Genomic DNA, 19,179 nt, shown 5'->3' with positions numbered 1-19,179 from the left:
CGCAAGGCGGAGCATCACCCGCGTACTGGATGCACTCGGGTGGTGCGACAACGCGGCGAGGTGCCGTGCCGGGCGTCGCGAGCCGGTGAACCTTTCCGGTCGCAGCACTAGACGCCCGCCGCCGTCGTGTCCGGTCGGCGGGTCAGTACGGCCGCGGCGGCGCCCACGAGGCCGGCGTCCGTGCCCATCTGCGCCGGGACGACGGTGAGTCCCTGGACGAAGGACAGGGTCGCGTAGCCGGCGAGGGCCTTGCGCAACGGCTCGAAGAGGATGTCGCCCGCCTTGCCCACACCCCCGCCGATCACCGCGACGTCGATCTCGACGAGGGTCGCGGTGGCCGCGATCCCGGCGGCCAGTGCCTGCGCCGCGCGTTCGAAGGAGGCCGCGGCGACCGGGTCGCCGGCCCGGGCGGCGGCGGCCACCGCGGCGGCCGAGGCGTCGCCGTCCGGGCCCGGCCGCCAGCCGTTCTCGAGCGCGCGCCGGGCGATGTTCGGGCCGCTCGCGATGCGCTCCACACAACCGCGGGAGCCGCAGGGGCACGGGTCGCCGTCCAGGTCGACGCTGATGTGGCCGATATGGCCCGCGTTCCCGGTCGGGCCGGGATGCAGCCGCCCGTCCAGCACGAGGCCGCCGCCGACGCCGGTGGAGACCACCATGCACAGCGCGTTGTCATGGCCCCGGGCGGCGCCCTGCCAGTGCTCGGCCGCGGTGATCGCCACGCCGTCGCCGATCAGTTCCACGGAGAGCCCTCCGGTGGCCGCCCGCACCCGGTCGACCAGCGGGAAGTCCCGCCAGCCCGGCACGTTGACCGGGCTGACCGTGCCGGTGGCGGCGTTCACCGGACCGGCGCTGCCGATGCCGACGCCACCCGCGCGCGCCCACAGGGGCGACCCGGTCAGCTCACCGAGCACCTCCTCCACGGCCCGCATCACGGTGTCGCCGTCGTCCCGGGCGGGCGTCGCGCGCTGCGCCCGCACCAGGATCGCGCCGTGGGCGTCCACCAGCGCTCCGGCGATCTTGGTGCCGCCGATGTCGAGCGCGGCCACGAGGTCGGTGTGCATGAGTGTGATATCTCCCCATCAACCAGGTCGGGAAAAGCGGGCCGGTCGCGGTGGGGGCGCGGGCCGGAGATTGCTGTGGACAGTCTCTCGCGGGCCTGACAACGTTGTCCAGGTTCTATGCTCGACGCCACATCCTCATACAAACCGATGAGCGATGCACTACCTCAGTGGACAACACGGACGACAGGACAGGACAGCGCATCGTGCCCGACACCATCCGCCGAGCGGATCGCCCCTCCGGGAACCGCTACGGCAACCGTCCGACCATGAAGGACGTGGCCGCCCGGGCCGGCGTCGGGCTGAAGACGGTATCCCGCGTGGTCAACGGCGAACCGGGGGTCACCCCGGACACCGAACGCCGGGTCCAGGAGGCCATCGACGCGCTGGGCTTCCGCCGCAACGACAGCGCCCGGGTGCTGCGCAAGGGCCGCACCGCGAGCATCGGTCTGGTCCTGGAGGATCTCGCCGACCCGTTCTACGGCCCGCTCAGCCGCGCGGTGGAAGAGGTGGCCCGGGCTCACGGCGCCCTGCTGATCAACGGCTCCAGTGCCGAGGACCCCGACCGCGAGCAGGAGCTGGCGCTGGCGCTGTGCGCCCGGCGGGTGGACGGCCTGGTGGTCATCCCGGCCGGGGACGACCACCGGTATCTGGAGCCGGAGATGAAGGCCGGCGTGGCCACCGTGTTCGTGGACCGCCCGGCCGGGAACATCGACGCCGACGTCGTACTCTCCGACAACTTCGGTGGCGCCCGGACGGGTGTCGCCCATCTCATCTCCCACGGCCACCGCCGGATCGGGTTCATCGGTGACATGCCCCGCATCCACACCGCGGCCGAACGGCTGCGCGGCTACCGTGCGGCCATGGAGGACGCCCGGATCCCCGTGGAGCCGTCCTGGATGTCCCTGGGCGCCACCGATCCCGAGCGGGTGCGCCGGGCCGCCGAGGAGATGCTCTCCGGACCCTCCCCCGTGACCGCCGTCTTCACGGGCAACAACCGGGTGACCGTGACCGTCATCCGCGTCCTCGCCGGGCACGGCCGCCGCGTCGCCCTCGTCGGCTTCGACGACTTCGAGCTCGCCGACCTCCTCCAGCCGGGCGTCACGGTCGTCGCCCAGGACGCGGCCGCGCTCGGCCGTACCGCCGCCGACCGCCTCTTCCGGCAACTGGACGGCACCCTCGTCGCACCGGAGCGCATCGAGCTGCCGACCCGGCTGATCACCCGCGGCTCGGGCGAGCTGCCGCCGTCGGACTGAGCCGCCGGCGCGGGCCGCACGCCGGAGGAACCACGCCCGCTCCTGACTCCCGGTCGGCGGACACCGTTCCGGCCCGGGCCCCGTCACCCGCTCCCTCGCCCGGTACGCCGGCCCGGAGGTGGCCGGCCCGCGGGCCGGCTACCCGGCCGACGTCGTCGGACCGCCCCGGCGCGGTGCCGCGAAAGCCTCCAGGTCGGCCCGGGTCAGCCCGGTCGGCCGGGCCACTTCGGCCAGGTCCAGGGCGCCGCAGTCCAGGCCGCGCAGCAGATAGCCGCTGAGGGCCTTGGCGGTGGCGGGTTCGTCCATGACGTCGCCGCCCGTCCGGCCGGCGTACCGGGCGAGGCGGGCGGCCGCCTGTTCGAAGCCCTCTCGGTAGAAGGCGAAGACGGCCGCGTAGCGGGTGGGGAGGTGGCCCGGGTGCATGTCCCAGCCCTGGTAGTAGGCCCGGGCCAGCGCGCGGCGGGTGAGGCCGTAGTGCAGCCGCCAGGCGTCGTGGACCGTCTCGGTGGCGCCGACCGGGAGGACGTTGGTCGAGCCGTCCGAGACGCGTACGCCGGTACCCGCCGCCGCGACCTGCATGACCGCCTTGGCATGGTCGGCCGCGGGGTGGTCACTGGCCTGGTGGGCGGCGGAGACACCGAGGCAGGCGCTGTAGTCGAAGGTGCCGTAGTGCAGCCCGGTGACGCGGCCCTCGGCGGCCTGGATCAGGCGGGCCACGGTCGCGGTGCCGTCGGTGGCGAGGACGGCCTGGCTGGTCTCGATCTGGATCTCGAAGCCGATCCGGCCGGGTTCGAGGCCGCGCGCCGCCTCGAACGCCTCGAGCAGCCGGACCATGGCGGTGACCTGCGCGGGGTAGGTGACCTTCGGCAGCGTCAGCACGAGCCCGTCGGGCAGGCCGCCGGCCTCGGCCAGACCGGTGAGGAAGACGTCGAGGGTGCGCATGCTCCGGTGGCGCACCGGAGCCTCCAGGCACTTCGTACGGATGCCCATGTACGGGGCCGCGGACCCCTTCTCGTACGCCTCGGCGACGACACGGGCCGCACGGGCCGCCGCGTCGTCCTCCTCGGGGTCGGGACGGGAGCCGTAGCCGTCCTCGAAGTCGATCCGCAGGTCTTCGACCGGCTCGCGTTCCAGCTTGGCGCGGACCCGGTCGTACACGGGGGCGGCGAGTTCGTCGTCCAGACCGAGGACGGCGGCGAAGGAGGCGGCGTCCGGGGCGTGTTCGTCCAGGGCCGCCAGGGCCCGGTCGCCCCAGGAGCGGACGGTGCCGGCGGCGAAGGCGTCGGCGGGGACGTACACGGTGTGGACGGGCTGCCGGGTGCCTGGGTCTCCGGGATAGCGGCGCTCCAGTTCCGCGTCGACCGGGGCGAGGGAGGCACTGATCTCCTCGGTGACCGCACCCGCGAGGCTGGTCGCCACGTGCTCCTGTCGGGCCTCGGCCATACGGCAGCCTCCGGTTTCCGCTGCACGGAATCAACAATCCGTTGAAAGAAGTTATCCGTGCGGCTTCCCGCCGGTCAACACCCCGCCCCCGGGTCGAGCCGCCGCGTTCACTCCGGGCGCGCAAGCACCCTCCGGGCCGTCTTTCGCACGACGGCTCAGCCCTTCATCCTGGTCCGTCGGGAGGGAAACACATGCCGGACCCCAGCAGAATGACCCGCCGCACGGGCCTGAGGACGACGCTGGCCGCCGCGGTCACCGTGCCGCTGCTCGGCGCGCTGGCGGCCTCCGCCGCCGGGCAGAGCAGCCGTCGTCTGGACGTCATGACGTTCAACCTGCGTCTCGCGAGCACCACCGAGCCGAACAGCTGGGCCGTTCGCCGCCCGGTGATGCGCGCGCTGCTGCACCAGGAGGCGCCCCACGTCATCGGCACCCAGGAGGGGCTCTACCAGCAACTGCGCGACATCCACTCCGATCTCGGACCGCACTACGACTGGATCGGCACCGGCCGCCGGGGCGGCAGCCACGACGAGTCCGTGGCGGTCTTCTACGACACCCGGCGCCTGGCCCCCGTCGAGCACGACACCTTCTGGCTCTCCGACACGCCCGAGGTCATCGCCTCGAACACCTGGGGCGCCGCATTCCCCCGTATCGCCACCTGGATCCGCTTCCGGGATCTGCGCGACGGCGGGCGGGAGTTCCACCTCCTCAACACCCACCTCGACCACCGCAGCCAGTACGCCCGCGAACGCGGCGCGGCACTCCTCGCCCAGCGGATCACCGAACTCGGACTGTCCCGGCCGTTCCTGGTGACCGGCGACTTCAACTCGGCGGCCCACGAGAACCAGGTGTACGACACGCTGCTGGGCGCCGGACTCGTCGACACCTGGGATGCGGCGGCCGAGCGGAGCAAGGCGTACGGAACCTTCCACGGATACCAGCCGCTGACCGCGGGCGGCGAGCGCATCGACTGGATCCTGGCCGGCCCGGGCGTCAGGGCACACCGGGCGTCCGTCAACACCTTCTCGCAGGACGGCCGGTTCCCGAGCGACCACCTTCCCGTACAGGCCTCCGTGACCCTGGGATGAACGGAAGGCCCCCGTGACCGGCGCGGTCACGGGGGCCTCGTACAGCCTGGCGGCGATCAGCCCTTGCGGGCCTTGATCTCCTCGGTGAGCTGCGGGACGACGTCGAACAGGTCGCCGACGACGCCGTAGTCGACCAGGTCGAAGATCGGGGCCTCGGCGTCCTTGTTGACGGCCACGATCGTCTTCGAGGTCTGCATACCGGCGCGGTGCTGGATGGCGCCGGAGATGCCGTTGGCGATGTACAGCTGCGGCGAGACGGACTTGCCGGTCTGGCCGACCTGGTTGGTGTGCGGGTACCAGCCCGCGTCCACCGCGGCACGCGAGGCTCCGACGGCCGCGCCGAGGGAGTCGGCCAGCGCCTCGATGATCGAGAAGTTCTCCGCACCGTTGACGCCACGGCCACCGGAGACCACGATCGCGGCCTCGGTCAGCTCCGGGCGGCCCGTCGACTCACGCGGCGTGCGGCCGGTGACCTTGGTGCCGGTCGCCTTGTCGGAGAAGGACACGGACAGGGCCTCGACGGTGCCGGCGGCCGGGGCGGCCTCCACGGCGGCCGAGTTCGGCTTGACCGTGATGACCGGGGTGCCCTTGATGACACGGGACTTGGTGGTGAAGGAGGCGGCGAACACCGACTGGGTGGCCACCGGTCCCTCGTCGCCGGCCTCGAGGTCGACGGCGTCGGTGATGATGCCGGATCCGATGCGCAGCGCCAGACGGGCGGCGATCTCCTTGCCCTCGGCGGAGGACGGGACCAGCACGGCGGCCGGGGAGACAGCCTCGACGGCGGCCTGCAGGGCGTCCACCTTCGGGACGACCAGGTACTCGGCGTACTCGGACGCCTCGTGGGTGAGGACCTTCACCGCGCCGTGCTCGGCGAGGGTGGCGGCGGTGTCGGCGGCACCGTTGCCCAGGGCGACGGCGACGGGCTCGCCGACGCGGCGGGCCAGCGTCAGCAGCTCCAGGGTCGGCTTGCGGACGGCACCGTCCACGTGGTCGACGTAGACGAGGACTTCAGCCATGGGATTGCTCTCCTGCGAAACGAAGTTGAGGGGCGGTCAGCGACTGATGGGCTCAGATGAACTTCTGGCCCGCGAGGAACTCAGCGAGCTGCTTGCCGCCCTCGCCCTCGTCCTTGACGATCGTGCCGGCCGTACGGGCCGGGCGCTCGTTCGCGGCCTCGACCTTGGTGAAGGCGCCGTCCAGGCCGACCTCGTCCGCCTCGATGTCGAGGTCGGACAGGTCCCAGGACTCCACCGGCTTCTTCTTGGCGGCCATGATGCCCTTGAAGGACGGGTAGCGCGCCTCGCCCGACTGGTCGGTGACGGAGACGACGGCCGGGAGCTGCGCCTCGAGCTGCTCGCTGGCGGCGTCGCCGTCGCGGCGGCCCTTGACGGTGCCGTCCTCGACCGAGACCTCGGACAGGAGCGTGACCTGCGGGACGCCCAGACGCTCGGCGACCAGCGCGGGTACGACGCCCATGGTGCCGTCGGTGGAGGCCATGCCGGAGATCACCAGGTCGTAGCCGGCCTTCTCGACGGCCTTGGCGAGCACCAGGGAGGTGCCGATGGCGTCGGTGCCGTGCAGGTCGTCGTCCTCGACGTGGATCGCCTTGTCGGCGCCCATGGACAGCGCCTTGCGCAGCGCGTCCTTGGCGTCCTCCGGGCCGATGGTCAGCACGGTGACCTCGGCGTCGTCGGCGTCCTCGGCGATCTGCAGGGCCTGCTCGACGGCGTACTCGTCCAGCTCGGAGAGCAGACCGTCCACGTCGTCCCGGTCGACGGTCAGGTCATCGGCGAAGTGCCGGTCGCCAGTGGCGTCGGGCACGTACTTCACAGTGACAACGATCCTCAAGCTCACGCCGGCTCTCCTACTGCATCGTCTTTTCCGGTCTGCCTCTTGCAGGCAGCATAGGCGCCTCAAGCGGCCGATCCCGGTCGGGGCGACCGCGCGCTCCGAACGAAATATTACTCGTCAGTACACCCAGTTCGTTCCCGCTAAGCAAGCGCTTTGAACTGTGACCTTCGCAACGCAGCGTAACCGGAATCGGACTGCTCCGCAGGACGAGGGAAGCGTGATCAATCCCGCAGACCGCTGAAGCCGCCCTGGTGGTAGAGCAGGGGGCGGCCGGTGCCGGTGGGATCGCCGAGGAGGACTTCCGCCAGCACGATGCGGTGGTCCCCGGCCGGGACCCGCCCGATGATCCGGCAGACCAGCCACGCCAGCACGCCGTCCAGCACCGGCACCCCTTCCGGGCCCTCGCGCCACCCCGTGGGCGCGCCGAACCTGTCGGCACCGCTGCGGGCGAAGGTGGCGGCCAGCTCCTGCTGGTGTTCGCCGAGTATGTGGACTCCGACGTGGTCGGCGTCCGCGATGACCGGCCAGCTGGACGCTCCGGTGCCGATACCGAAGGAGAGCAGCGGAGGCTCGGCGGAGACGGAGGCGAGGGAGGTGGCGGTGAAGCCGACCGGGCCCGCGTCACCGGCAGCGGTGATCACCGCTACGCCCGCGGCATGTCGGCGGAAGGTGGAGCGCAGGAGTTCGGGCGAGGCGAGCTGGAGGGTGCCGAGATCGGGTGTGGCCGTCATGGAGTTGCCCTTCTCCGGGAGGTGGCGTGGGTGTCCGTCGCTGCTCAACAGCCCGGACAGCGCGCGCTCGCGGTGCGGGCCAGGTCGACGTGGACCCGCCCGAAGAGAAGGAGTTCCGTAGGCATACGGTCAGGCTGACGATAGTTGGCGCGCACAGTCAAGTACGTCCCGCAATCCGGGAGCTGCCCGGCCGTCACGGACCCGGCCGTCACACGGCCTCCCCGAGCGCCGCTATGACATCGGCCTTGCGCGGCTGGCCGGTGGCACGCCGCACCACCCGCCCCTCGGCGTCGAGCACCAGTACGGTGGGGGTCTTGAGGATCTCGAGCTCACGCACGAGGTCCAGGCGGGCCTCGGCGTCGATCTCGAGATGGGTGACGCCGGGGACCATGCCGGCGACCTCACCGAGTACCCGCCGGGTCGCCCGGCAGGGCGCGCAGAAGGCGCTCGAGAACTGTACGAGCGTGGCCCGCTCACCGAGTTCGCCGCCCAGCTCGGCCACCCCCAGCCGCTTGCCGTCGTCCCGCGCGCGCACCCGCACCCTCCCGCTCCGCCGCCGCAGCAGCACTCCGTAGACGCCCGCCACCGCGAGCGCCGCGACGCACACCACCAGTCCGTTCATCACCTGCACAAGCATTCACGAGACCGCAAAGATTCCCGCCTCCCCTGCGGGTGTCCCATGCGGAATGCTTGATTCATGGACATCGACGTGAGGGGGCCCCGCTTCGGCGCGGCCGTGACGACCGCCGTACTGGCGGTGGTGCTCGTCACCGGGAGTGCGTGGCTACTGGCCTGGCAGACCCTGGCGTTCGCGCTGGGCGCGGCCGGCGGCGCGACCCGGTCGCCGTACGGCCTGCTGTTCCGGAAGGCGGTGCGCCCGCGGATCGGCCCGCCGACCGAGTTCGAGGGACCCGAACCGCCGCGGTTCGCGCAGGCGGTGGGCCTGGTCTTCGCGGGCCTCGGTCTCGTCGGGTTCGCGCTCGGCCCCGAGTGGCTGGGACTCGCGGCGACGGGCGCGGCGCTCGCCGCGGCCTTCCTGAACGCGGCGTTCGGTTACTGCCTGGGCTGCGAGATGTTCCTGCTCATCCGACGGGTCACGGTACGTACACAGTAAAGGGGACTTAAAAGGCCGAGGTGGATCATAGGCCGACGTGACGAGAATCTCGCCGCGTCGGGGCGTCAGGGCTGGCTCCCCGACCGTTCTTCGGGCACGATCTGCGAGACGCCGTAAACCTACGGCTGCGTAACCTCCCGCCGGGAGCCCCCTTTCCCAGGCAGAGCAGAAAGGGCCCACCCCGCCCATGGCAGAGCTGGTCTACCGTCCCGTCATCGGTCTCGCCCAGACGTTGTTCAAGGCCTGGGACCTCAAGATCGACTGCAGAGGGTCGGAGAACATCCCGCGCGCGGGCGGCGCCGTGCTGGTGAGCAATCACATCAGCTATCTGGACTTCGTCTTCAACGGCCTGGCGGCGCTGCCGCAGAAGCGGTTGGTGCGCTTCATGGCGAAGGAGTCCGTCTTCCGCCACCGGATCTCCGGCCCGCTGATGCGCGGCATGAAGCACATCCCGGTGGACCGCAATCAGGGTGAGGCGGCGTACGCACACGCTCTCGACTCGCTGAAGTCCGGAGAGATCATCGGCGTCTTCCCGGAGGCGACGATCTCGGAGTCCTTCACCCTGAAGAGCTTCAAGTCCGGTGCCGCGCGCCTGGCCCAGGAAGCGGGCGTGCCGCTGATCCCGATGGCGGTGTGGGGTACGCAGCGGCTGTGGACCAAGGGGCACCCGCGCAACCTCAAGCGCAGCCACACCCCGGTCACCATCCGCGTGGGCGAGGCGCTGGAGGCCTCCCGCGAACAGTACGCGGGCGCCATCACCCGCCGGCTGCGTGAGCGTGTCCAGGAGTTGCTGGAGGCGGCCCAGCGCGCCTACCCCGGCCGCCCGAAGGGCCCGGAGGACTCCTGGTGGCTCCCGGCCCATCTCGGCGGCACCGCCCCGACACCGGAGGAACTCAAGGCGGCAGAGGCCCACTGAGTTCCCGGACCACGGCGTCGCGGGGCGCCCGCCAGGGGCCGCTGGGCGACATCCACGGCCGGCGAACCGGCCACCAGGGCGACGGGACAGGTGGATGCCCCGCATCCTGCCGGCCGCAGACCCCGCCCCACGTGGCGAACACCGCCGGTAGGGCCACTGGCATCCGCGCCACGGCAACGCCGTCAACCACCGCCGCTCCGGCATCGGCCAGGGGGGCGACCGCGGCGGTTCAGGCCCGCGTCAGGGCGTCCACCGGCCCCGGCTCGTGTGCGGTGACCTGTACACCGGGGCTGAACTTCTCCAGCAGGCCGACGAGTTCGGCGGCTGCTGCCGCCATGTCGGAGGCGGGCATCGGGGCGAGTCCCTCCAGCAGGAAGATGCCGGCGGCGGTCTCCTCGGTGAGCCGGGTACGGGGGCCCTGACGCCAGTTCCAGCGACGGCAGGTGACGCCCGCGTCGTCGCGCCACACCACCTCTCCCGCATCGGGGTGCTCGACGGTCCGCTCGCCCCCGGCGACGGTGACGAACTCCTCGTCACCCGCGGCGCGGATCAGCCGCATGCCGCCCTCGACGCGGTCGAGGTCCTCCCCGCCGACGGGGATCAGGTGGGCGACGCTGACGGCGTTGTAGAGGTCGACGAGCAGGTTGATCCTGGGCAGCCCGGCCCCGGACAGCGCCCTCCTCGCCAGCGCCTCGGCCGAGTTGCGGGTCCGGGAGGGCTTGGAGCCGAACGCGGTGTAGACCTCGCGCCAGGCGGCCATGTGCGGATCCTCGTGCGGAGCGCGCCCGTCCAGGCGAGCGGCGAGACGGTGGGCCGCGTCGTCCAGGAGCGCCGCACTCGCCTCGGTGCTGGGTCCGCCGACGAGGCCGTGCGCCTCGATCGCGACATGGGTGAAGCCGGGCGCCAGGGCCCGCACCTCGTCGGCCACGGTGAGCGTGAGAGTCATCTGCCTCGCCTCAGAGTGCGGTGGGGAGCGTCCGCCACAGGTACGGCCGGTCCGGCGCGGCCTTCAGTGCGGCGAGCACAACCGGATGAGGTTCAGCATACAGGACTGGGTAGTCCATCTCATTGGACTCCGGATCGGGCACGAAGGCCAGCCGTTCTCCATGGAGGGAGAACCGCGCGTCCACGCCCGGCTTGTTGCCGCGGGGGTCCTGCCGGTGCCAGGCACCGTTGAAGCGCACGGCGACCAGACCGTGCACCACCTCGAGCCTCTGGTAGCAGAGCGCCGTGGGAATGTCCTCCGCCCGCAGCAGCGCGGCCAGCGCGTGCGCCTTGGCGTAGCAGACGCCGGTGCCCTGCTCCAGCACGTCCGAGGCGCGCCAGGTGACACGGAGGTCTCCGGAGTCCTGGGAGTGCGGGACGGTGTCACGTACGAACTCGAACGCCAGGCGCGCATAAGCATACGAGTCATCGGCGTTGCGGGCGAGCCGCGCGGCCGTCTCCCGGACCAGCGGATGATGGTGGTCGATGACCTCGTCAGCGGCAAGATAGGCCGAAAGGTCGGGCGTCTCCTGGATCAGCTCCATGCCCGCAGAGCATAGAAATGCGATCACCTCCAAGTCAATGACTTTTCAGGCGACCGCATATCTATGCGTCAGGCCGTGTGGGTGCGGACGTGCTAGCGCGCCATCTCCTCCTTGACCGCCGCCACGAACGCGTCCACGTCCTCCTCCGTGGTGTCGAAGGAGCACATCCACCGGACCACGCCAGCGGCCTCGTCCCAGAAGTAGAACCGGAAACGCTTCTGCAGGCGCACGCTCACCTCGTGCGGGAGCCGGGCGAAGACCCCGTTGGCCTGCACCGGGTAGAGGATCTCCACCCCGTGGACCGCCCGTACGCCCTCCGCGAGCCGCTCGGCCATCTCGTTGGCGTGGCGGGCGTTGCGCAGCCACAGGTCCCGGGCGAGCAGCGCCTCGAACTGCACCGACACGAAGCGCATCTTCGAGGCGAGCTGCATGGACATCTTGCGGATGTGCTTCATCCGGCGGACGGCGTCCTGGTTGATGACCACGACCGCCTCGCCGAACAGCGCGCCGTTCTTCGTCCCGCCCAGCGAGAGGACGTCGACGCCGACCGCGTTGGTGAACGTCCGCATCGGAACGTCCAGGGATGCCGCCGCGTTGGCCAGCCTGGAGCCGTCGAGATGCACCTTCATACCGAGGGAGTGGGCGTGCTCGCAGATGGCGCGGATCTCGTCCGGCGTGTACACGGTGCCCAGCTCGGTGCTCTGGGTGATCGACACCGCCTGCGGCATGGCCCGGTGCTCGTCCTCCCAGCCGTACGCCTGCCGGTCGATCAGCTCGGGAGTGAGCTTGCCGTCCGGGGTGGGCACGGTGAGCAGCTTCAGGCCGGCCATGCGCTCGGGGGCGCCGCCCTCGTCGACCTGGATGTGCGCGCTGTCGGCGCAGATCACCGCGCCCCAGCGGTCGGTGACCGCCTGGAGCGCGACGACGTTCGCGCCGGTGCCGTTGAAGACCGGGAACGCCTCCGCGGTGGCGCCGAAGTGACTGCGGATGATCCGCTGGAGGTGCTCGGTGTAGTCGTCCTCGCCGTACGCGACCTGATGGCCGCCGTTGGCCAGGGCTATGGCGGCGAGCACCTCGGGGTGCACCCCCGCGTAGTTGTCACTGGCGAAACCGCGGATCTGCGGGTCGTGATGGCGACGGGCGTCGGTCCTCGGGGGGTTCACGGCTTCTCGGTCAGCCACAGACGGTGTCCGTTCACTTCGGCGGCGGGCTTGCTCCAGACGTTCACGATGGCCTCGGCCAGGTCCTTGACGTCGGTGAAGCCCGCGAACTTCGCGTTGGGGCGTTCGGCGCGCATCGCGTCGTGCACCAGCGCCTTCACCACCAGGATGGCAGCCGCCGACGTCGGCCCCCCGGCACCCCCGGCCTTGCGGAAGTAGTCGCCGAGGGCAAGCGTCCACGCCTCGGCGGCGGCCTTGGCCGCGGAGTAGGCGGCGTTGCCCGCGGTCGGCCTGCTCGCGCCCGCGGCGCTGATCAGCAGGTACCGGCCGCGCTCGCTGCGCTGCAGCGCCTCGTGGAAGGCCAGGGAGGTGTGCTGCACGGTCTTGACCAGCAGCAGCTCCAGGAAGTCCCAGTCGTCGAGACTGGTCTTGGTGAAGGTCTCACTGCCGCGCCAGCCGCCGACGAGGTGGACGAGACCGTCGACGCGGCCGAAGTCCTTCTCGATGTGCGTGGCCCAGTCGCGGGTGGACTGCAGGTCGAGCAGGTCGACCGTGTCCCCGGTGACGGTGGCGCCGCCCCCGGCGTAGCGGGCCGCGTCCACGGCCTCCGAGAGCCGCTCCGGGTCGTTGTCCGCCCCTACGACGGTCGCGCCCGCCTCGGCCAGCCTGCGCAGCGCGGCCCGGCCGGCGGGTCCGCCCGCACCCGCGACCGCGATCACCGCACCGCTGAGAGCCCCGTTCCCCATGTTCTTCGCCTCCTGCTGAGCGGTGTTCGTACGGTCGCTCACGCGGCGACCCTGTCGGCGCTGTCCGCCGTGATGCCCTTGGTGGAGGCGATCACGTTCTTCAGCTTCTTGGACAGTGCCTCATAGAACATGCTCAGCGGAAACTCGTCCGGAAGCACGTCATCCACGAGCTTGCGCGGCGGCTGTGTGAGGTCCAGGGCGTCCGGGCCCTTGGCCCACCGGGAACCCGGGTGCGGGGCGAGGTAGGTGGAGACCAGCTCGTACCCGGCGAACCAGTGCACCAGCTTCGGACGGTCGATGCCGTCCTTGTACAGCTTCTCGATCTCGGCACACAGCTGGTTGGTGACCTGCGGGGCCCGCTCCCAGTCGATGGAGAGCTTGTTGTCGGTCCAGCGGACGACGTCGTGCTTGTGCAGGTAGGCGAAGAGCAGCTGACCGCCGAGCCCGTCGTAGTTGCGCACCCGCTCGCCGGTCACCGGGAAGCGGAACATCCGGTCGAAGAGCACCGCGTACTGCACGTCACGGGCCTGCGGGACACCCTCCGCCTGGAGCCCCACGGCCTCCTTGAAGGCGGTGAGGTCGCAGCGCAGCTCCTCCAGGCCGTACATCCAGAACGGCTGGCGCTGCTTGATCATGAACGGGTCGAAGGGCAGGTCGCCGTGGCTGTGGGTGCGGTCGTGGACCATGTCCCAGAGCACGAAGGCCTCTTCGCAGCGCTTCTGGTCGTGGACCATGGCGGCGATGTCCTCGGGCAGCTCGAGGCCGAGGATGTCGACGGCGGCCTCGGTGACCCGGCGGAAGCGGGCGGCCTCGCGGTCGCAGAAGATGCCTCCCCAGGAGAATCGTTCCGGCGCCTGGCGCACGGCGATCGTCTCGGGGAAGAGCACGGCGGAGTTCGTGTCGTACCCGGCGGTGAAGTCCTCGAACTTGATGCCGCAGAACAGCGGGTTGTCGTAGCGGGTGCGCTCCAGCTCGGCCAGCCAGTCCGGCCAGACCATGCGCAGCACGACCGCCTCCAGGTTGCGGTCGGGGTTGCCGTTCTGCGTGTACATCGGGAAGACGACCAGGTGCTGCAGTCCGTCCGCGCGGTCGGCGGCGGGCTGGAAGGCGAGCAGCGAGTCCAGGAAGTCCGGCACCGGGAAGCCGCTGTCGGCCCAGCGGCGCAGGTCCTTCACGAGTGCCTCGTGGTAGGCGGCGTCGTGCGGGAGCAGCGGGGACAGCGCCATGACGGCGTCGATCGCGCGGCGGACGGCGAGGTCGGCCGCAGCCGGGTCCGGCGCGCCCTCGGCATCGAAGTCGATCGATCCATCCTTGGACTGCCATGGCCGGATCTGCTCCACGGCATCCTTGAGCGCAGGCCAAGCAGGGTGCTCGACGACCCTGGACACGGGAGGAACCCGCTCCTCCGAACCCGCCTGCACAAGAATTTCCGTCATGTCCCATCCTCCACGGGAGAACCTCGCGTAAGGACACCGTACGCATAGGGCGTTTCTCCCAGCAAGTAGGGATCCGGGAAATTATCCTGCGACACCCCATGGTCACCGCTCTTTTTCCTGCCCAACATCGCGTCAGCGCACACTTCCGCTTCGAGCGTAGGTATGAGCGACGCCGAACCGGGTAGAACTACCGACCGCGCGGATCCAGCCAGTGGGTCAATCGCCCGGTCCGGCCGTCACCCCAGACGCGCGTGTACGTGGGGGTCCATCCCGAGACCCGGCCGTTAGGCTGCGAGCCTGCCGCGTGGACAGCGACGTCCGTCCGGTCCGCGCGCGTGACGAGCCGCCGTCGACGGAAGCGAGTTGGACCTTGAACTTCCTTACCATCGGTCACCGCGGGGTCATGGGCGTCGAGCCCGAGAACACCCTCCGTTCCTTCGTCGCCGCGCAAGCGGCCGGCCTCGACCTGATCGAACTCGATCTGCACCTGAGCAAGGACGGTGCCCTCGTCGTCATGCACGACGCGGACGTGGACCGCACGACCGACGGCACCGGCGCCATCGCCGAGAAGACCCTCGCCGAGCTGCGCGCACTGGACGCGGGCGACGGCGAGCGGGTGCCGGTGTTCGAGGAGGTCCTGGACGCCGTGAAGGCACCGCTCCAGGCAGAGATCAAGGACGTCGCCGCGGCCCGGGCGCTGGCCGAGGTGATGCACCGGCGGAACCTGGTCTCCCGGGTGGAGGTGTCCTCCTTCCACGACGAGGCCATCGCCGAGATCGCCCGTCTGGTGCCCGGTGTCCGTACCGCGCTGATCGCCAGCCGGTACGGCACCGACATCGTGGAGCGGGCCGCGGCGGCCGGCGCCGCGACCGTCTGCCTCAACATCCGCCGGCTGACCCTGGAGATCGTCGAGCACGCCCGCAGGGCGGATCTGAGGATCATCGGATGGGTGGTCAACACCCAGGACCACCTGAGGCTCGTGCGCGCGCTCGGCCTGGACGGCGCGACCACCGACTATCCGGAGATCAAGCGCACCGGCCGCTTCACCGCGTGACCGGCACACCGGAACGATCTACGCGAGCGGCTTGACCAGGAGCTCGAACTGCAGGTCGTCCCGTTGCGGGATACCGAAGCGTTCGTCGCCGTACGGGAAGGGCGTCATCCGCCCCGTACGGCGGTAGCCGCGGCGCTCGTACCAGGCGATCAGGTCGTCGCGTACGGAGATCACCGTCATGTGCATCTCCGCGACCCCCCAGGTCTCGCGGGCCTGCCGCTCCGCCTCCGCGATGATCACCTTGCCCAGACCCGCGCCCTGCAGCGCCGGGCTCACCGCGAACATGCCGAAGTAGGCGTGGGCGCCGCGGTTCTCGAGCTGGCAGCAGGCGACGACCCGGCCGTCGCGCTCGACCTTCAGCAGTCGGCTGTCCGGCGCCTTGATGACCTCGAGCACCCCTTCCGGGTCCGTCCGCTGCCCCTGGAGGATGTCCGCCTCGGTGGTCCATCCGGCCCGGCTGTCGTCGCCCCGGTAGGCCGACTCGATCAGCGCGACCAGTGCGTCGACGTCGGCGTCGGTGGCATCACGGAAGATGAGTCCGGCAGCGGCGGTTTCCATGGCGAAACGTCTCCGATCTCTGGCGCGGCAGGGCAGAACGAGACCAAGCCTGCCACTACCCTCCGGGTGCATGGTGCACGTACTCAGCAGCCGGACACTCCTGCGCCCGACCGACCCCGAGCGCTCCCGGGACTTCTACCAGCGGCGGCTCGGGCTGCCCGTCTACCGGGAGTTCGGTACCGGGCCGGAGCGGGGCACCGTCTACTTCCTCGGCGGTGGCTTCCTCGAGGTCTCCGGGCGGTCCGAGACACCGCCGTCCCCGGCGGTACGACTGTGGCTCCAGGTCGCCGACCTCGCGGAAACCCACCGGGAACTGCTCGAGCGCGGGGTCGGGATCGTACGGCCGCCGCTGAAGGAGCCCTGGGGGCTGGTGGAGATGTGGATCGCGGATCCGGACGGGGTGCCGATCGTGCTGGTGGAGGTGCCGGCGGATCATCCGTTGCGGTACCGGCCGGGCATCTGACCGCTCCCTCGGCGCGGCCGGTGCTCCCTGGCGAGCGGGGCTTGTGCCCCGGCGGGTTGGTGGGCGAGGAGCCGGGCGCCGGGGGTGTCGGCAGGGCTTTCGGGGCGGCCCTGCCTTCACATCGGCCGTCACACCGGCGGTGTCACGCCAGCGGTGTCACCGTCACCCGGTCGATGACCGGGGCCTGCGCGGAGCGCTGCCCGTGGGCGTCCCGGACGGTGCCGTCGAAGTCGGGGAGTTCACCGGAGGTGAGGACGACGGTGTTGGCGCCCGCGCGCAGGGTGACGGGGACGGAGAGCTCGAAGAAGTTGTTGAAGTGGAAGGTGGTGGGGAACAGCACGCGCCGTGGGGCGGCACCGCCCACGGTGATGTCCGCGTGCCGGCAGACCGGGTCGGGGTTGTAGTGGGTGGCAGGCGCCTGCTCGCCGTTGGAGTAGCGGATGGTCAGCGCGTGCCGTCCGGCGCGCTCGGCCGTCACGGTCAGGGTGAGCGCGTTCGCCGGTCCGTCGCCGATGCCGTCCACCGCCTTGCCGCCGGTGGCGAAGGTGTGGGCGCCGGTGACGTGCGCCCGGCCGGTCAGTACGCCTTCCTCGGCCGGATACGCCGTGGTGGGCAGCAGACCGCGGGACGGCCCGACCAGCAGCCGGTCCAGCACGAGCCGGTCCGCGGTGCCGGTGACCGTGATCTTGTTGATGCCGCCGGCCAGGAACAGCGGTACGGCGGCGCGCTCGACCGGTCCGGTCTGCTCGCCGTTGACCGTGAGCAGCCCCTCCCCCGGCCCGAGGAGGCCGACGGTGACGGTCGCCTCGCCGTCGGCGGGGGCGTGCACCCAGAAGGTGGCGGTGCCCCCACGGGGCAGGACGACCGCGCCGGGTCCGGAGGCGCCGCGGTGCGTGTAGCTCACCCGCGCCCCGCCCCCGAGCGAGGCGTACTCGGCGTCGTACAGCGCGTGCGCGCTCACGTGGTCGTCGCGCAGGACCAGGTCCAGCCGGTCGACGACCGCGTCCCCCCGGGTGGCCCCCAGGTCGGCGTCGCGGGCGGCCAGGGTGAGGGTGTGGCGGCCCGCGGTCAGTTCCACCCGGGTGTCGGTGCGGCCCCAGACCGCCCACTTGTAGCCGAGGGGCAGCCGCAGTTCCCGCGGCTGCACGCCGTCGACGCGCAGGAAGACGTTGGTGGGGCCCTGTTCGCGCACCCCTTCGGCCAGGTTGTGGGAGTTCGCGAGGACGGCGACGTCGTACGTCCCGTCGCACGGCACCTCGACGTCGAAGGCGAGGACCAGGTCGGAGTCGGTGCGCAGGCCGCCGACGTGGTGGCCGCCGGAGGTGGCGAACTTCTCGACGTCGGCCGGTGAGCCCTCGGGCCCGTGCAGGACGTACCCGTCACCGGTGTGTGCCGCGTCCTCGGCCTCGTACGAACGCCGCCAGCCGATGGAGGGCGGCGCCGGAGCGGCCCCGTTGCCGCCCGGCGAGAGGATCACCTGGTAGGCGGACATCTCCTCCAGGTCGGGAAGGCCCAGCGTCACCTTGCCGTCCACCACGGGAAGTTCGAGGTCGGCGAGCCGCAACGGCTGTGCCGATGATCCCACTTGTCCCGTCCACGGGATCTCCAGCAGCCGTATGTGCACGACCGTGCCGAACGTCTGTGCGTCCACGCCCGCGAAGACCAGCTCCGCACCGCCGCTTCCGCCGCCGAAGAGCACCCGTGCCTGTCGCTTGTCCCGGTCGAGGGCGGCGACGCCCTGGAGGGTGTACTGCACGTTGGGCTGCGGCGCGGTGACCCGGACCGTGTGGCCGGTGAGCCCGCCGTAGGCGTGGAACAGCCACCACTGGCCGTTGCCCTTGTTGGCCTCGACCGCGGAGTCGTTGAGGTTGCCGTCGATGTTCCAGTACGCCATGTCGGCGTCGACCTTCGACTCCTCCAGGGCGGCGATCCACTGCACCATCTGGCCGGGCACGGACAGGTGGTAGTTGTGGGCGTACTCGTTGATGTTGACCGGCAGCGGGCCGATCCCCAACTCCCGCTCCAGGTCACGGTAGGTGGCGACGTTCCTGCGGATCTCGTCCGGTGACGACAGCTCGTGCCAGGTCACCACGTCGGGGAGGACGCCGTGGTCGCGGGCGAACTCCAGGAAGCCCCGGACCTCTTCGTACAGGATGGAGGTGTTGGGCCCGGCGATGCGCGCGTCGGGGTGGAGGCCCCTGATGAGCTCGCACATGTCCCGCCACGCCGCGAAGTAGTGGGTGGGGTCGTCCCGCCAGGAGACCGTGTCGTAGCTCCACTCGCCCGTGCCGAACATGTTGCCCTCGGGCTCGTTGAAGGGCACGTACACCACGTGCGACTTCAGGGGGCCGAGGGTCAGCACCTGTTCGACCTGGCGGCGGACCCGGCCCCGGAAGTCGGCGAGCCGCTCCTCGCCCGTGGCACCGGGCCACTCGTAGGGGAAGCCGCGGTAGATGTCGGTCATGTAGACGTACACGTCCCGGCCGCCCGCCGCGACGAAGGACGGCAGGATCTCCAGGGCGTCGGCGCCCGGGTGCTGGGTGCCGTCCTGGGCCTTGGTGGAGACGGTGCGGACGTACATGCCCTCGACGACGTTGCGGCTGGGCACACCGTCGCCGTAGATCCCGTACAGCGTGCCGCTCGCGCCGCCGTGGACGGGGCCGGTGTCGGTGCCGAGGTCGACGGTGAGCGTCTGGGCGGCGGAGGCTGCGGCGGTCATGACACTCCATGTTCGTCATCTCGTACATCAGTCGGCAAACCGAACGCGTCGACCGTA

The 19,179-nt window shown here is 71.1% G+C and carries 19 protein-coding genes; 6 read left to right on the top strand and 13 right to left on the bottom strand.

Annotated elements, in window-relative coordinates:
• Positions 1 to 107: 107 nt before the first annotated feature.
• Entirely contained in the window at positions 108 to 1,061 is a 954-nt protein-coding gene (locus ACWC21_RS16715; protein ID WP_450882369.1) for an ROK family protein, read from the bottom strand.
• Between the two features lie 203 nt (positions 1,062 to 1,264).
• Here ACWC21_RS16715 and ACWC21_RS16710 point away from each other — a divergent pair, with 203 nt between their 5' ends.
• Positions 1,265 to 2,314, top strand: coding sequence for a LacI family DNA-binding transcriptional regulator (locus tag ACWC21_RS16710; protein ID WP_450882388.1), 1,050 nt, complete (start codon positions 1,265 to 1,267; stop codon positions 2,312 to 2,314).
• Between the two features lie 138 nt (positions 2,315 to 2,452).
• Here ACWC21_RS16710 and ACWC21_RS16705 read toward each other — a convergent pair whose 3' ends face one another.
• The gene (locus ACWC21_RS16705; RefSeq protein ID WP_450882367.1) at positions 2,453 to 3,757 is read right to left on the bottom strand and encodes a DUF6986 family protein; all 1,305 of its coding nucleotides are present in this window, start codon (positions 3,755 to 3,757) and stop codon (positions 2,453 to 2,455) included.
• Between the two features lie 191 nt (positions 3,758 to 3,948).
• On the opposite strand from ACWC21_RS16705, the gene ACWC21_RS16700 reads away from it, so the two are divergent.
• Complete coding sequence (locus ACWC21_RS16700; protein ID WP_450882365.1) at positions 3,949 to 4,842, top strand: endonuclease/exonuclease/phosphatase family protein; 894 nt, start codon at positions 3,949 to 3,951, stop codon at positions 4,840 to 4,842.
• Positions 4,843 to 4,898: 56 nt separating this feature from the next.
• Here the strand turns inward: ACWC21_RS16700 and ACWC21_RS16695 are convergent, their stop codons facing one another.
• The 4 genes from ACWC21_RS16695 to ACWC21_RS16680 all read right to left on the bottom strand — a co-directional run bounded on the left by ACWC21_RS16695 (position 4,899) and on the right by ACWC21_RS16680 (position 8,049).
• Positions 4,899 to 5,861: an electron transfer flavoprotein subunit alpha/FixB family protein gene (locus tag ACWC21_RS16695; RefSeq protein ID WP_450882363.1), complete on the bottom strand. Its 963-nt coding sequence runs from the start codon at positions 5,859 to 5,861 to the stop codon at positions 4,899 to 4,901.
• A 52-nt stretch (positions 5,862 to 5,913) separates the two neighbouring features.
• Complete coding sequence (locus tag ACWC21_RS16690; protein WP_450882361.1) at positions 5,914 to 6,699, bottom strand: electron transfer flavoprotein subunit beta/FixA family protein; 786 nt, start codon at positions 6,697 to 6,699, stop codon at positions 5,914 to 5,916.
• A gap of 218 nt (positions 6,700 to 6,917) precedes the next feature.
• Positions 6,918 to 7,427, bottom strand: coding sequence for a flavin reductase family protein (locus ACWC21_RS16685; RefSeq protein WP_450882359.1), 510 nt, complete (start codon positions 7,425 to 7,427; stop codon positions 6,918 to 6,920).
• Between the two features lie 208 nt (positions 7,428 to 7,635).
• Positions 7,636 to 8,049, bottom strand: a complete 414-nt coding sequence (locus ACWC21_RS16680; protein WP_450882386.1) for a TlpA family protein disulfide reductase — start codon at positions 8,047 to 8,049, stop codon at positions 7,636 to 7,638.
• A 75-nt stretch (positions 8,050 to 8,124) separates the two neighbouring features.
• Between ACWC21_RS16680 and ACWC21_RS16675 the strand changes: the two genes are divergently transcribed.
• Positions 8,125 to 8,541, top strand: coding sequence for a DUF4395 domain-containing protein (locus ACWC21_RS16675; protein WP_450882357.1), 417 nt, complete (start codon positions 8,125 to 8,127; stop codon positions 8,539 to 8,541).
• 187 nt (positions 8,542 to 8,728) lie between these two features.
• On the top strand, positions 8,729 to 9,457 hold the full coding sequence (locus ACWC21_RS16670; protein WP_450882355.1) for a lysophospholipid acyltransferase family protein: 729 nt from the start codon (positions 8,729 to 8,731) through the stop codon (positions 9,455 to 9,457).
• Between the two features lie 229 nt (positions 9,458 to 9,686).
• Here ACWC21_RS16670 and ACWC21_RS16665 read toward each other — a convergent pair whose 3' ends face one another.
• The 5 genes from ACWC21_RS16665 to ACWC21_RS16645 all read right to left on the bottom strand — a co-directional run bounded on the left by ACWC21_RS16665 (position 9,687) and on the right by ACWC21_RS16645 (position 14,328).
• Positions 9,687 to 10,403 (bottom strand): B3/B4 domain-containing protein, encoded by a 717-nt coding sequence (locus ACWC21_RS16665; RefSeq protein WP_450882353.1) that lies wholly within the window; start codon positions 10,401 to 10,403, stop codon positions 9,687 to 9,689.
• Between the two features lie 10 nt (positions 10,404 to 10,413).
• Positions 10,414 to 10,986, bottom strand: a complete 573-nt coding sequence (locus tag ACWC21_RS16660) for a transglutaminase domain-containing protein (protein ID WP_450882351.1) — start codon at positions 10,984 to 10,986, stop codon at positions 10,414 to 10,416.
• A gap of 92 nt (positions 10,987 to 11,078) precedes the next feature.
• A complete protein-coding gene (locus ACWC21_RS16655; protein WP_450882349.1) occupies positions 11,079 to 12,149 on the bottom strand; it encodes a threonine aldolase family protein in 1,071 nt (356 codons plus the stop codon).
• Positions 12,146 to 12,892 carry an SDR family NAD(P)-dependent oxidoreductase gene (locus ACWC21_RS16650; RefSeq protein WP_450882384.1) on the bottom strand — a complete coding sequence of 249 codons (747 nt, stop codon included), beginning with the start codon at positions 12,890 to 12,892 and terminating at the stop codon, positions 12,146 to 12,148. The genes ACWC21_RS16655 and ACWC21_RS16650 overlap by 4 nt, the downstream gene beginning before the upstream one ends.
• A gap of 38 nt (positions 12,893 to 12,930) precedes the next feature.
• On the bottom strand, positions 12,931 to 14,328 hold the full coding sequence (locus ACWC21_RS16645) for a DUF6421 family protein (RefSeq protein ID WP_450882347.1): 1,398 nt from the start codon (positions 14,326 to 14,328) through the stop codon (positions 12,931 to 12,933).
• A 370-nt stretch (positions 14,329 to 14,698) separates the two neighbouring features.
• Between ACWC21_RS16645 and ACWC21_RS16640 the strand changes: the two genes are divergently transcribed.
• Positions 14,699 to 15,382, top strand: a complete 684-nt coding sequence (locus ACWC21_RS16640; protein ID WP_450882346.1) for a glycerophosphodiester phosphodiesterase — start codon at positions 14,699 to 14,701, stop codon at positions 15,380 to 15,382.
• An 18-nt stretch (positions 15,383 to 15,400) separates the two neighbouring features.
• On the opposite strand, the gene ACWC21_RS16635 is transcribed toward ACWC21_RS16640, so the two are convergent.
• A complete protein-coding gene (locus ACWC21_RS16635) occupies positions 15,401 to 15,940 on the bottom strand; it encodes a GNAT family N-acetyltransferase (protein WP_450882344.1) in 540 nt (179 codons plus the stop codon).
• Positions 15,941 to 16,010: 70 nt separating this feature from the next.
• Between ACWC21_RS16635 and ACWC21_RS16630 the strand changes: the two genes are divergently transcribed.
• A complete protein-coding gene (locus ACWC21_RS16630) occupies positions 16,011 to 16,403 on the top strand; it encodes a VOC family protein (RefSeq protein ID WP_450882342.1) in 393 nt (130 codons plus the stop codon).
• Positions 16,404 to 16,545: 142 nt separating this feature from the next.
• Here ACWC21_RS16630 and ACWC21_RS16625 read toward each other — a convergent pair whose 3' ends face one another.
• Entirely contained in the window at positions 16,546 to 19,122 is a 2,577-nt protein-coding gene (locus tag ACWC21_RS16625; RefSeq protein WP_450882340.1) for a cellulosome protein, read from the bottom strand.
• Between the last annotated feature and the right edge of the window lie 57 nt (positions 19,123 to 19,179).

The sequence above is a fragment of the Streptomyces sp. NPDC001348 genome (genome assembly GCF_053597535.1).
The sequence above is the reverse complement of the archived record's forward strand: the minus strand, read 5'-3'. Positions and strand labels throughout refer to the sequence as shown.

Coding starts and splice junctions, on each gene's coding strand:
- ACWC21_RS16670 (WP_450882355.1), top strand. CDS start 8,729: ATGGCAGAGCTGGTCTACCGTCCCGTCATCGGTCTCGCCCAGACGTTG.
- ACWC21_RS16715 (WP_450882369.1), bottom strand. CDS start 1,061: ATGCACACCGACCTCGTGGCCGCGCTCGACATCGGCGGCACCAAGATC.
- ACWC21_RS16630 (WP_450882342.1), top strand. CDS start 16,011: ATGGTGCACGTACTCAGCAGCCGGACACTCCTGCGCCCGACCGACCCC.
- ACWC21_RS16665 (WP_450882353.1), bottom strand. CDS start 10,403: ATGACTCTCACGCTCACCGTGGCCGACGAGGTGCGGGCCCTGGCGCCC.
- ACWC21_RS16695 (WP_450882363.1), bottom strand. CDS start 5,861: ATGGCTGAAGTCCTCGTCTACGTCGACCACGTGGACGGTGCCGTCCGC.
- ACWC21_RS16685 (WP_450882359.1), bottom strand. CDS start 7,427: ATGACGGCCACACCCGATCTCGGCACCCTCCAGCTCGCCTCGCCCGAA.
- ACWC21_RS16705 (WP_450882367.1), bottom strand. CDS start 3,757: ATGGCCGAGGCCCGACAGGAGCACGTGGCGACCAGCCTCGCGGGTGCG.
- ACWC21_RS16650 (WP_450882384.1), bottom strand. CDS start 12,892: ATGGGGAACGGGGCTCTCAGCGGTGCGGTGATCGCGGTCGCGGGTGCG.
- ACWC21_RS16675 (WP_450882357.1), top strand. CDS start 8,125: ATGGACATCGACGTGAGGGGGCCCCGCTTCGGCGCGGCCGTGACGACC.
- ACWC21_RS16700 (WP_450882365.1), top strand. CDS start 3,949: ATGCCGGACCCCAGCAGAATGACCCGCCGCACGGGCCTGAGGACGACG.
- ACWC21_RS16680 (WP_450882386.1), bottom strand. CDS start 8,049: ATGAACGGACTGGTGGTGTGCGTCGCGGCGCTCGCGGTGGCGGGCGTC.
- ACWC21_RS16645 (WP_450882347.1), bottom strand. CDS start 14,328: ATGACGGAAATTCTTGTGCAGGCGGGTTCGGAGGAGCGGGTTCCTCCC.
- ACWC21_RS16660 (WP_450882351.1), bottom strand. CDS start 10,986: ATGGAGCTGATCCAGGAGACGCCCGACCTTTCGGCCTATCTTGCCGCT.
- ACWC21_RS16625 (WP_450882340.1), bottom strand. CDS start 19,122: ATGACCGCCGCAGCCTCCGCCGCCCAGACGCTCACCGTCGACCTCGGC.
- ACWC21_RS16635 (WP_450882344.1), bottom strand. CDS start 15,940: ATGGAAACCGCCGCTGCCGGACTCATCTTCCGTGATGCCACCGACGCC.